Here is a 12799-nt window from a genome sequence, read left to right on the forward strand (position 1 = left end):
GGCGCTTTGCTGTGCGGTCCAGAGTGCGCGCATCACTACCCCAGACTACCGGGATCAGGACTGTTAGACCAAGACTTTTAGGAGAGACTGATGAACCGCTTTGCCAAAGGGCTTCTCGCAGCAACAGCACTGACATTCGCAGCACCTGCAGCTTTTGCTGCTGATGCGATTGTTGCGCAGCCAGCGACCGAGATCGTTGCCGTGCCACAGGCTTTGTCGCCATGGCAGATCCGCGTGCGCGCGCTTGGCGTTATTGCCGAGAATAAAGGCTATGTGAACGGCGTCGATGGTTCTGGTCTTGATTACTCGAAGTCGATCACGCCAGAACTCGACATCACCTACTACTTCACCGACAATCTGGCCGCTGAACTCATCCTCGGCACCACCTATGCCAATATCAATGGCACTGGTTCGATTGAAGGTCTGGGCAAGGTCGGCAAGGTATGGATGCTGCCTCCAACGCTCACCATGCAGTACCACTTCACCAATTTCGGCGCTTTCAAGCCTTATGTCGGTGCGGGCGTGAACTATACCATCTTCTACAATCAGGATGCAGCCGGCGTTGACTATCTCAAGGTCAAGAACACGTTTGGCGGCGCGCTTCAGGTCGGCTTCGACTACATGATCGATGAACATTGGGGTATCAACTTCGATGTGAAGAAGCTGTTCCTCGAACCCAAGTTCGATGCGACTCTGGCTGGCGGCACACAGGTTAGCGGTAAGGCCAAGCTTAACCCTTGGCTGATCGGTACGGGTATCATCTACCGCTTCTAATATCTGAATATGAGGGCGCGGAAGCGCCCTTTCCTTTTACCAGTTTGGTAGCGGATCAAGATCGTGAAGCGCTTCCTGCAGGCGGCGCTTGGTTGAAGGCGTCGTTCCTTCAGGCAGGTTATCGAGCGGAAAGAAACCGGCTTCCGCTATTTCCCTGTCTCGCTGTTTCGGCTCTGTCTGCTCAAACGCCCGACAGACATAAAGTGCCACATGATCCCGCTTCGAGGCGTGAGCATTTTTGTAAAGCGCGAAAAGCTCGGGCCGTCCGGTGAGGAAAATATTACCTTCCTCACGCAGTTCCTTTTCAAGAGCCTGTCCGAATGTCTCGCCACTATCCACGCCACCGCCCGGCAATTGCCAGCCGGGTACGTAAGTGTGCTTCACCAGAAAAACTGAATTTTTCTGCTCATCAAGTACAATTGCCCTGACCCCGAGGGTCATCGGGCGGCGTAATAGAAAATAGGTATGAAATAAAAAATGGCGGAAGCGCATACCGTCGATCCTGAACAAATTTCTTTGCAGCATCATTGCTACAGGCACATCAATAAAAAGTCGCTAAACACGGTTTCGATTTAAAAAATAATACAGTACACCGACTATATGTTTCGCCTCGCCCATATTTCCGACATCCACCTGTCACCTCTGCCCCGCATTCGCTATCGCGAATTGGCGTCGAAACGTATCACAGGTTACATCAACTGGCTGCGTAATCGTAAAAACGCCATGCACGGCACAGTGCTTGACAGTCTGATTGCCGACATGCTGGCACAAAAGCCTGATCATATCTCAGTGACTGGCGATCTGGTGAACCTTGCCCTCAATCTGGAAATCGACATCGCCCATGACTGGCTGTTGAAGCTTGGCAATCCAGATAACGTATCTGTCGTTCCCGGCAATCACGATGCCTATGTTCCCGGTGCGCTGGATAAATCCTGCCGCAAATGGGAGCCATGGATGCGTGGCGATGGCGTCAACAATGAAGGCAAGCGGCCTCAGTTTCCTTATATGCGCGAACGCGGGCCGGTAGCGATAATCGGCGTCTCGTCTGCACGCGCGACGGCTCCCTTCATGGCCAGTGGTGACTTTAAATCCGCACAGGCCAAGCGCCTGGCCAACGCGCTTGATGAAGCTGGCGCACGCGGACTTTTCCGCGTTGTGATGATCCATCATCCGCCAATACATGGCGCTACACCCACGCATAAGCGGCTGTACGGTATTCGCAGATTTCAGAAAGTTATTCGCAAGCATGGTGCCGAGCTGGTCATTCATGGCCACACGCATCTGGCAACGCGCTATGATATTGACGGGCTGAACGGAAAAGTTCCGGTTATCTGCGTGCCATCTGCCAGCCAGAATTTCGGCGGGCATAAGCCGCCTGCACGCTACAACATCTTCAACATCGACCGGAAACCGGAAGGCGGATGGCTATGCCAGTGGGAACAGCACGGCATTGAAGATGAAAGCGAAAGAATAATCGAGCTCAGCCGGCAAGAGCTGAAAATTCCATAGTTCAACACTACGATTAATGGATGTTTCGCATTTATAGCATTTCCAGCAAAAGTGGGAACCGGTTTTGCGTCGGATAATGCGTAAAACAAATAGTTACAGCGGCTCCAACGATTTAGTCTTAACTGGAACCGCTGTAACGTCTGACGCAGTGTTTCAACCGACGATATCAAACGCTAAATTCAAACCACTCATTACATCATTAAAGTTCAGCGAGAGCGAAACGTGATATTGCAGCTCTTCTGGGCTCCAGCGACCTCCAATGCCTGCATTTCACCTTTCAAGCGGGCAACATCGGCGGCTTTTGCACCATTACCTTCATTGAAGAAAAGTACGGGCCAGAACAGGACAAGACCAACCCCTGTTTTTACTGCGTCTCCAGTCGCCGCTGAATCTTGGCGCCCTGAAGCCGCGGCTGCACTATATGAAACACGCACGGCCTCTTCTTTCAGAGCGGCACATGAAAGCGAGCTGTATGCCGAAGGAGATACATAACTCGCCGAAATACTACTGGAGCGCGATGCACAACCGGCAACAACAGATAAAAATACTACTAACATTAGAATATTCTTCATAAACATACCCAATAAATAAAATAATTCACTGGGCCTTATATTTATAAATATGAATATATGATGACAATCCCAAACTATAAATAAACATAAAGGCACATATAATAGATACGTAAATTAAAGGCGACGCATAGCGCCGCCTTTAATAGAATAAATTGCCCGTATTATTTTCCGATTACGCGATTGGCTGCCGAAACAATTGCTTCGAGCGAGGCGCTCACGATGTTGTCGTTGATACCGGCGCCGAACAATTTGCCGTCCGGGTATGCAACTTCAACATAGGAAATAGCAGCCGCGTCCGAACCTTGCTTTAGCGAATGCTCGGAGTAATCGATAACCGACATCTTCACGCCCAGATATTTCGACAGCGCATCGATGAAGCCATCAATCGGGCCTGTACCCTTGCCTTCGATATTCTTGGTCACGCCGTTATCGGTGATTTCAGCGGTCAGAATACGACGACCCTTCTGTTCAGGATCTGGATAGGTGTGGTGATCCACGAACTTGATGCGGCCTTCTGCCTGTTCGACATAGAGCTTCTGGAACTCTTCATGAATGCGCTTTGATGGCAGTTCCTTGCCTTCATCATCCGTGATGTTCTGGATGATTTCGCGGAACTCGACCTGCAGATTGCGCGGCAGGTTCAAACCGTAATCAGCCTGCAGAATATAGGCGATACCGCCCTTACCAGACTGCGAATTAATGCGGATGATCGCTTCATAGGAACGGCCAACATCCTGTGGATCGATTGGCAGATAAGGCACTTCCCAGACCGGCGAATTGGCGGTCTTGCGAACCTTCATACCCTTGTTGATCGCATCCTGATGCGAACCCGAGAAAGCCGTATAGACCAGCTCGCCCACATAGGGATGACGCTCGGCAATCTTCAGCTGGTTTGAATATTCGTAGACATCCTTCATGCGATTGATGTCCGTGCAATCCAGCTCTGGATCAATGCCCTGCGTGTACATGTTGAGCGCCAGCGTCACCACATCAACATTGCCGGTGCGTTCGCCATTGCCGAACAGCGTGCCTTCAACGCGATCAGCCCCCGCCATCAGGCCGAGTTCCGTTGCAGCGATGCCCGTTCCACGATCATTGTGCGGGTGCAGCGAAATGATCAGGTTTTCGCGATTGTCGAGATTGCGGCACATCCATTCTATCTGGTCGGCGTAAACATTTGGCGTGTTCATTTCGACAGTGGATGGCAGGTTGAGGATCAGCTTGTGCTCTGCTGTCGGCTTGACGATTTCCGTCACCGCATTGCAGATTTCCAGCGCCACTTCCAGCTCGGTGCCGGTGAAGCTTTCTGGCGAATACTGGAAACGATAACCACCACCTGCCTTGGAAGCCATGTCCATGATCATCTTTGCGGCATCGGTCGCAATCTGCTTGATGCCCTTAACGTCCTTGTTGAAAACAACGCGGCGCTGCAATTCACTGGTCGAATTGTAGAAGTGGATGATTGGCGTCTTAGCACCTTCCAGCGCTTCAAACGTACGCGTGATCAATTCAGGACGGCACTGCACCAGCACCTGCAGATCAACTTCGTCAGGCGTGTCGCCCTGCTCGATTGCCCAACGGCAGAAGTCGAAATCTGTCTGCGAAGCCGATGGAAAGCCGATTTCAATTTCAGGGAAACCCATATCGACCAGCAAGCGGAACATGCGTTCCTTACGGTCGTGGCCCATTGGGTCGATCAGTGCCTGATTACCGTCGCGCAAATCGACCGAACACCAGATCGGCGCCTTTTCGATGCGCTTTGCAGGCCAAGTGCGGTCGTCGAGTTTTGGGTAAGGAAACGGCGAATATTTCACGGCCGCGTCTGGCATACCTTTATGCTTAGCAGCGGAATTCGGCGTGTTTACGTTCTGATTCATGGTCATCTCATCCTCCCGGCGTACTAAGCAGTTCTGTACTGCTGTAACGACACGGATATCTCGTCTTAAAATTCAAATTTGGATTTTGAGAAAGGAGCATGCGTCAGCGGGACTTCAATCGACCGCCGGACGCTCCTTTCAACGAGCCCGACGATCGCCGCTAAGGCCGAGGGTAAGAAGCGAGTTTAGAACGCAAACGTTCACGCGCGCGCTGGAAGCGGCGCTCGAATGTTCCATAGATGTTGCGTTCTTCATAACCATGGAAACGCTTTTACACTCGAGGTTCAAAACGCGCAAGCCGCTATTTGTTTCATGCGCACCCCGAAAAGTGCGTAGCGGTTTTCGGATAGGATGCGCATCAAATATAAAGATTAGAGCGCCGATCTGATAAAATCAGATCGAAACGCGCTCTAGGCGAAAGGCACTGAACTCGTGCCAATCGGCAGTTTTGCCTCATCTTCCGGCTCAACATGGATCACAACACGCGCGCTTTCGATCTGCGTCTTCAGTGCGTCTTCGATTCGGTCGCATATGACATGCGCGTCGCCCACGCTCATTTCGGCAGCCACAACCAGATGAAACTCGATGAAAGTTACACGGCCTGCAATGCGGGTCTTGAGATCATGAACCTCAATCGCGCCACCGGCATTTGCTGAAATAACGTCGCGAATCCGCATTTCCTCAGAGGGTTCGACACCGATATCCATCAAGCCCTGTACGGATTTATTGATAACGCCCCACCCCTGCCAGAGAATGTTGATAGCAACCAGAATGGCAAGCAGCGGATCGAGGATCGCCCAGCCTGTTATGACGGCTCCAACCAGACCAACCAGAACACCGACCGATGTAAACACGTCAGTCATAATATGCTGACCATCTGCTTCCAGCGCTGGCGAACGCGCACTGCGACCCGTGCGAATAAGCAGCATGGCCCAGAAAGCATTTATCACAGCAGCGCCCGTATTGATCGCAAGACCCAGCCACGGCTCATCAAGCTGACGCGGATTCTCAAGCGCAGACCATGCTTCTTTTGCAATCAAAAGCGCCGCAATCGTAATCAGTACGCCTTCGACAACTGCCGAAATATACTCTGCTTTATGATGGCCAAACGGGTGGTTTTCATCCGCTGGCTTATAGCTGACACTGATCGCCCACCAGGCGCCAAGTGCCGCAATCACATTGACGATGGATTCCAGAGCATCCGAATAGAGTGCCACGGAGCCGGTCACTGCATAGGCCAGATATTTCAGCCCCATTACGCCCAGCGCAACAGGAATCGACCAAGCGGCGAGCCGCCGAACTTTTACACTCGCGTCCATCACAAACCTTCAGATACTTTAATTCTTATCCCGACAGGCGGGTTCAGGCTAACAAGAAGCCTATTGCGCATTCACTCCGGCGTGGCCGGTAAGCAGCATTTCGATAGCCGTTCTATAGCCCATAAAATCCAAATTTCGAAACCCTGTTTTTTTACTTCGCGCATTTAATTTTCTCTTGCGAATGCAATGCATTACAGTTGCAAATGGTTCGCCAAAGCAGCTCTGAAAAACCATGATTTTATAAGGCCATAAACGAAAAAACCGGCCGCGGTTTTCACCACGACCGGCTCATTGTTTTGCAACTGAGGAAATCGATTAGAGCGCATCCCGAAAAGTGCGAAGCGGTTTTCGGAACAAGATGCGCGCAAAAAATAGATAGAGCATTTCCAATGACTCAATCAAAACAGGAAATGCTCTAGTAATTGCTGCGACGCGCTTTGTGCTTTGCTGCAAAATGCACCACGACATTTTCGATCATTCGCATCCCCGCATTATGACCAAGCGTCATGATGGATTCGGGGTGGAACTGAACGGCTGCCACAGGCTCTTTTTTATGTTCAAAAGCCATGATGACGCCGTCCTCTGTCTCCGCCGTGACCAGAAAATCATCCGGCAGACGTTCAGGATCAGCAAAGATCGAGTGATAGCGGCCAACCGTTACTTCCTTCGGCAGGCCCGAGAAGATGCGTTCAGGCTTTGAAACCCGGATACGCGAGGGCTTGCCATGCATCGGAATGCGCAGCTGACGCAGCGTGCCGCCATAGGCTTCTGCCAAAGCTTGAAGCCCAAGGCAGACACCGAAGATCGGCAGCTGACGCTTACGCGCCTTGTCGATGGTCGCCTTGCAATCGAAGTCCTGCGGTGTACCCGGTCCGGGCGACAGCACAACAAGATCAGGATTAATGCGGTCGAACACTTCCTCGGCGACCGGCGAGCGTACCGTAGAAACCGTAGCACCCGTCTGGCGGAAGTAATTGGCGAGCGTGTGCACGAAGGAGTCTTCGTGATCGACCAGCAGGATCGAAATCCCCTCGCCCACCTTTGCAGCAACACGTTCTTCAGCAACCTGATTGCTCTTCTGTGCTTCACGCACAGCAGCGATCATCGCGGATGCCTTCAGTTCGGTTTCTGCTTCCTCCTCTTCAGGATTGGAATCAAACAGCAGCGTCGCACCGGCGCGGATCTGTGCCACACCATCCTTAACGCGGATCGTGCGCAGCGTAAGCCCGGTGTTCATGTCGCCGTTGAAGTGCATCATGCCGATGGCACCGCCATACCATGCGCGTGGGCTACGCTCGTTTTCTTCGAGAAAGCGCATGGCCCAAAGTTTTGGCGCACCGGTTACGGTTACAGCCCATGCATGACTGAGGAAGCCGTCAAAGGCATCCATACCGTCACGCAGACGGCCTTCGATATGGTCAACAGTGTGGATCAGACGCGAGTACATCTCGATCTGACGACGACCGATCACCCGCACCGAACCTGGCTCACAAACCCGGCTTTTGTCATTGCGATCAACGTCCGAACACATGGTCAGCTCGGACTCGTCTTTCTTGGAATTGAGCAGTTTCAGAATCTGTTCCGAATCCGAAATTGCATCTTCACCTCGCTTGATGGTGCCGGAAATCGGGCAGGTCTCGATGCGACGGCCATTGACGCGCACGAACATTTCCGGCGAAGCGCCCACCAGATACTCGTTCTCTCCAAGATTGATGAAGAACGAATAAGGCGATGGATTGATCGACTTCAGGCGACGGAAGATTTCCGAAGGGGCCGTGTGGCAGCGCTCATAGAAAGTCTGCCCCGGCACGACTTCAAACAGATCGCCGCGCTTGAAGCTTTCCTTCGCGCGTTCGACCAGCTTGGCATATTCGCCCGGATTATGATCGCCACGCGGCAGATCGCGCTCTGCGGGCTTGAATGGCTGCACCGGTGTCGCCCGTGCAAGATCATGCGTTGAAGAGCCGCCGCAGACAAATTCGTAGCGATCCACCCATGCGCGCGCCGAATAGTGGTCGGCCACAAAAATTTCGTCCGGGATGAAAAGCACCAGATCACGCTGATCATCCGGGCGCTTCAACTTGTACTGAATTGGATCGAACTGGAATGCCAGATCATAGCCAAACGCACCGTAAAGGCCGAGATTTGCATCTTCCTCAGAGAAGAAAAGGCCCACAATCGCGCGCAATACAGTGAAGACCGAAGGCATACGCGAGCGTTCTTCTTCGGTGAATGTGCCGGTCGGTTCAGCAATCGTCAGCTCGATAAGATCTTCACTGGCCTTATCGACCTTCACTTCGGCAAGCGCCTGAACCGTCTTGAGGATCGGGCGCAGCAGGATCGTTCCGCGCTTGTTCAGCGCTTCAATGCGCATCTGGCGATTGCGGGAGGTAATCACGACTGGCGGATCGACAATTGCCGTGTCCCATCGCGTGTAGCGGCCGGGATATTCGTAGTTGGAAGAAAAGACCGCGCCTCGCCGCTCATTGAGAGCATCGATATAAGTCTCGATAGCTCCCTTATAAGCAGTCAAATGGCGCACACGTTCGACAACAATGCCGCCCGCTGTCTCGTGCGTGAATATCTCGCTATCCGCAATCTTCGCATTCATGACTGGCAATTCCCAAGTGTTATTCGTTATCGAGCACTTCCAAAGCTCAGGCCCCTCAACCAAAGCGCATCGTGCTTCGGCTTTTTATTCTCGTATGTCTTAGCCCAAAACCGGTTTCCGCTCTTGGGCAACATGCGGTGGCATTATTCAAACAGCCAAACAAAAAGGCCGCCCGGATAATCCCAGCGGCCTTAACTAAAACGCAAATGCACAAACGCCTGCGTGGCCGCTTTTAGCGAGCCCACCACCAGATTTTTGTGTCAATGCGCGAAATGTTCATGGCGATACTGTTAGCCTTCCCTCGCATCGCTTGCAACTGGAAAATTCAAAGCTTCAAATCACTGATGTCGACCTGTCAGAATTGACGTGTTTCAGCGGCGCAAAATTTCTAGAATGTATCATCCCGCACAAAAAGAAAATCCGGACTGCTTTAAATAGTCCGGATTCTCCCTAGTCCTTGATAAGGACAAATTGACTAAAGGTTGGAGTACCTTTTCCGGCCCGCCGTGGGTATAACACCTGCCAAAAGTCTTAACTCTATGCGTGCAATATCACTTTAAGTACACCTATTTACTACTATGGATTGCACATTTCCGCAACTGTCAAGTCTATCGTCGTAGCCTTCTACCAAACCGTGTAATGCAGCTGTAATTTAAGTATGTTTCAAAAATTTTGCCTTGCGTGCGAGACGGATTTCGGATTCATTTCGCAAGCAAATCATTTATAAACTAACAATAAAAAGCCGCCATCGCAGGCGGTCGAGTGGGGACACCAATGAAGAATCTTGATGTAATGGACAGGAGTATTCTGCACGCCCTTCAAGAGAACGGGCGACTGACCAATACTGAACTTGCCGATCGTATTAATCTGTCTCAGACAGCCACCGCAGAACGCGTCAAACGCCTCACCCGCGAAGGCTATATTCTCGGCTACTCTGCCCATCTGTCGCCAAAGATGCTTGATCGGTCCATGCTGGTTTTCATTGAAATCAAGCTTGATCGCACCACGCCAGAGGTCTTTGAAACCTTCTCCGCCTTCACGCGCGGCAATCCCGATATTCTCGAATGTCATATGGTTGCAGGCGGCTTCGATTATTTGATCAAGGCACGCGTCTCCGATATGGATCACTATCGCCGTTTTCTCTCGGAAGCACTTCTATCCCTGCCTGGCGTAAGGGAATCCCACACCTACGCCGTAATGGAAGAGGTCAAGGAAACGTCACACATCGCTGTGTGACGTCGCTATCGTCGGCTATCGACCTGAATTTATTGCCAGCGTGATGACAATATAGATTGGCTTATTGCCGATACAGGCTTGCCAATAATTATTTACGGGTATATACCCGCATTATGTCTAATCCTTGTTTCTGCATCCTTCTGCGGCAGGCCGCGAGAAAATCATCCAGCGTTTACGACAGGGCGCTGGCGCCGCTCGGCATCAATGTCGCGCAGTTCAGTCTGCTGCGAAAAATTGCGCGTGCGCAATCCATCTCATTGACCGAGCTTGCCCGGCTTGCCGACCTTGATCGATCAACCATGGGCCGCAATGCGAAGGTGTTGCAGCGTATGGACCTTATCGAACAGACACCGGGCGAAGATCATCGTGAGACGCACATCGCTTTGACGTCGACAGGCCGTGACCTTGTCGAACGCGGTGGGCCGCTCTGGGATCAGGCACAAGATGAAATAGAAGCAAAACTTGGCAGCGAAGGCGTGGAGCAATTGCTTACCCTTCTCCGCGCCTTTGACTGAAAACAATGACCAAAACCCATTGAGCCTGTAACTGGCGAACTGGGTTGACCTTCAACTTTGCGGCTGTTCAAAAATCAGCCAGTCTCCGAAAGCGCCGAAGATGATTTCTGCCAGCCTTGCAAGCTTTCTTCAAAAGCGAAACATCCACTATGGATGGGTTGTTGCTGCCATCACGTTTCTGACCATGCTTGCAACCGCTGCAGCCATGGGCTCGGCGGGCATCCTGATCGAGCCATTGCAGAAGGAATTCGGCTGGACCAATGCCAATATTTCCTTCGCCATGGCGCTGCGTCTGGTGCTGTTTGGTTTGATGGGGCCTTTTGCTGCTGCTTTGATGAACCAGTTTGGCCTGCGACGCGTTGTGTCCGCAGCACTCGTCATGATCGCCTGCGGACTGGTCGGCTCGATCTTCATGACTGAAGAATGGCAGATGGTCGGCCTTTGGGGCATCGTTATCGGCCTTGGCACCGGCATGACCGCACTTGTCCTGGGTGCGACTGTTGCTGCTCGCTGGTTTGAAAAGCGCCGGGGTCTCGTGGTTGGCCTCATGACAGCCAGCAATGCAACCGGCCAACTTGTTTTCATGCCGATCCTCGCCAGTGTGAGCCAGAATATCGGCTGGCGCACGTCGCTAACCATTGTCGTCGGCTTTCTTATCGCAGCACTCGTGCTGGTGCTTGCCCTGATGCGCGATCATCCCGCAGATATCGGGCTGAAGCCTTATGGCCGAACCGCCCCTCTCCCTGCCCCAGAGCCTAAGAAAAGCTTTGCTTCGCTGCTCGCTTCCCCGCTGATTACCTTGCGCGAAGTATCGTCCACATCAACCTTCTGGGTGCTGTTCGTCACCTTCTTCGTCTGCGGCTTTTCCACCAACGGTCTGATCCAGACCCATTGGATCGCATTGTGCGGCGATTTCGGCATCGTACCTGTGGGTGCAGCAGGCATTCTGGCCGTCATCGGTGCTTTCGATTTGATCGGCACCATCGGCGCCGGCTGGCTTTCCGACCGTTTTGACAACCGCTGGCTGCTGTTCTGGTTCTACAGCCTGCGCGGCTTGTCACTGATCTACCTGACCTTTACCGATTTCACGCTCTATGAACTGGCACTCTTTGCCGTCTTCTATGGTCTCGATTGGGTTGCAACCGTACCGCCAACGGTCAAGCTTGCCGCAGAACGTTTTGGTCCGGAAAAGGCTGGCATGGTGTTCGGATGGGTATTCACCGGCCATCAGGTGGGTGCAGCTGCAGCCGCAGCTTTTGCAGGCTTCGTCCGCACCGATTATGACAGCTATACACCTGCCCTCATTCTGGCAGGGGCGATGTGTTTCGCTGCAGCCGCCATGGTGTTCATCATCAGCAGGCCAGCTCCAAGACCCGCTTTGCAGGCATCATAATACTCAACGCTTCCTGCCCTTTCTGTTCAGCGCCAGCACACCCAAGCTGATCAGAAGGGCAGCAGCGGTGTCGGTCCATCCCGGCACCTCACCAAGCAGCAAGAGCCCCAAAACCAGTGTCGCAACCGGTATGAGTGCGGATAAGGCCGCTCCTGCGGCTGTTCCCAACAGCACAACAGCACGATTAAAGGCAAAAACACCGAAAGCCGACGTCAGCACACCCTGATAAAAGCCCTGCAAGGCAATATCACCCCACGAAGTCTGTCCGATGCCTTTGTCGAGCAACAGGATGTAAATCGGCAGAAACACCAGTGCAGAGGCAACCGCTGCAATCGCAGTGGCATGAAGGCCGTCCATGCCTTTCCGGCGAAAGACCATCACGTAGATCGACCAAACCAGCGCAGCTGCAAAAAACGAGAGATGACCCATCATCTCCTGCCCGCCAAGTTGTGACAGGCCAGCGATCAAGCCACTACCGATCAGGATCAGTATCACCCCGACCCAGCGCGACAGCGCCAATCGCTCCTGAAGCAGCAACACGCCAAGGACCGCAACAAGTGCTGTCATCAGGCCGGGAATAAGCGCTGCCGCGTGCGATGCAGGCGCGAATTGCAGCCCATAAACCGTCAGAAGCGCATAGGGAAATCCGGCACCAGATGCGAGCAGCACGAAGCCAAGCAGCCCCAATTGCCGGAAGCCAAACCCTTTGGCGAATACAACCGGCAGCAGAACCAGTCCAGCCACCCCAAATCGCAATGCGATGATGTCGGAAGGCATGAGCGCCGTCTTGAATCCAAAGCGGGTCAAAACGAATGAGCCAGACCAAACGAGAACTCCTGAGAGGCCCCAAACAAGGCCTTTCACTGTGTCGGAGGTTGAAACGGGAATGGTCGTATCGGTGGTCGCCGTCATATTTGCTGTGCTCTGCTTCGTGAATAGTCGGGCGACTATTACAGAAACCATGAATGCATACGGCACGGATAAATCAGATAT

General features: G+C 52.6%; 11 protein-coding genes. 5 read left to right on the forward strand and 6 right to left on the reverse strand.

Annotation, left to right across the window (positions count from 1 at the left end; genetic code table 11):
* Positions 1 to 90 precede the first annotated feature (90 nt).
* Positions 91 to 774 carry an OmpW family protein gene (locus KMS41_07770; GenBank protein QWK77007.1) on the forward strand — a complete coding sequence of 228 codons (684 nt, stop codon included), beginning with the start codon at positions 91 to 93 and terminating at the stop codon, positions 772 to 774.
* Between the two features lie 36 nt (positions 775 to 810).
* Here the strand turns inward: KMS41_07770 and KMS41_07775 are convergent, their stop codons facing one another.
* The gene (locus KMS41_07775; protein ID QWK77008.1) at positions 811 to 1266 is read right to left on the reverse strand and encodes an NUDIX domain-containing protein; all 456 of its coding nucleotides are present in this window, start codon (positions 1264 to 1266) and stop codon (positions 811 to 813) included.
* A gap of 108 nt (positions 1267 to 1374) precedes the next feature.
* Between KMS41_07775 and KMS41_07780 the strand changes: the two genes are divergently transcribed.
* A complete protein-coding gene (locus KMS41_07780) occupies positions 1375 to 2283 on the forward strand; it encodes a metallophosphoesterase (GenBank protein QWK77009.1) in 909 nt (302 codons plus the stop codon).
* A gap of 206 nt (positions 2284 to 2489) precedes the next feature.
* Here the strand turns inward: KMS41_07780 and KMS41_07785 are convergent, their stop codons facing one another.
* The 4 genes from KMS41_07785 to KMS41_07800 all read right to left on the reverse strand — a co-directional run bounded on the left by KMS41_07785 (position 2490) and on the right by KMS41_07800 (position 8662).
* A complete protein-coding gene (locus tag KMS41_07785) occupies positions 2490 to 2855 on the reverse strand; it encodes a hypothetical protein (protein ID QWK77010.1) in 366 nt (121 codons plus the stop codon).
* Positions 2856 to 3016: 161 nt separating this feature from the next.
* Positions 3017 to 4732, reverse strand: coding sequence for a 2-isopropylmalate synthase (leuA, locus tag KMS41_07790; GenBank protein QWK78812.1), 1716 nt, complete (start codon positions 4730 to 4732; stop codon positions 3017 to 3019).
* A gap of 410 nt (positions 4733 to 5142) precedes the next feature.
* Complete coding sequence (locus KMS41_07795; GenBank protein ID QWK77011.1) at positions 5143 to 6051, reverse strand: cation diffusion facilitator family transporter; 909 nt, start codon at positions 6049 to 6051, stop codon at positions 5143 to 5145.
* A gap of 415 nt (positions 6052 to 6466) precedes the next feature.
* Positions 6467 to 8662: an anthranilate synthase component I gene (locus KMS41_07800; protein ID QWK77012.1), complete on the reverse strand. Its 2196-nt coding sequence runs from the start codon at positions 8660 to 8662 to the stop codon at positions 6467 to 6469.
* A gap of 774 nt (positions 8663 to 9436) precedes the next feature.
* Between KMS41_07800 and KMS41_07805 the strand changes: the two genes are divergently transcribed.
* The 3 genes from KMS41_07805 (at position 9437) to KMS41_07815 (ending at position 11806) form a co-directional block, all read left to right on the forward strand.
* Entirely contained in the window at positions 9437 to 9898 is a 462-nt protein-coding gene (locus tag KMS41_07805; GenBank protein QWK77013.1) for an Lrp/AsnC ligand binding domain-containing protein, read from the forward strand.
* 113 nt (positions 9899 to 10011) lie between these two features.
* A complete protein-coding gene (locus KMS41_07810; GenBank protein QWK77014.1) occupies positions 10012 to 10413 on the forward strand; it encodes a MarR family winged helix-turn-helix transcriptional regulator in 402 nt (133 codons plus the stop codon).
* A gap of 100 nt (positions 10414 to 10513) precedes the next feature.
* Entirely contained in the window at positions 10514 to 11806 is a 1293-nt protein-coding gene (locus KMS41_07815; protein QWK77015.1) for an MFS transporter, read from the forward strand.
* Between the two features lie 3 nt (positions 11807 to 11809).
* Here KMS41_07815 and KMS41_07820 read toward each other — a convergent pair whose 3' ends face one another.
* On the reverse strand, positions 11810 to 12718 hold the full coding sequence (locus KMS41_07820) for a DMT family transporter (protein ID QWK77016.1): 909 nt from the start codon (positions 12716 to 12718) through the stop codon (positions 11810 to 11812).
* Positions 12719 to 12799 lie beyond the last annotated feature (81 nt).

The sequence above is a fragment of the Ochrobactrum sp. BTU1 genome (assembly GCA_018798825.1).
Lineage (GTDB): Bacteria > Pseudomonadota > Alphaproteobacteria > Rhizobiales > Rhizobiaceae > Brucella.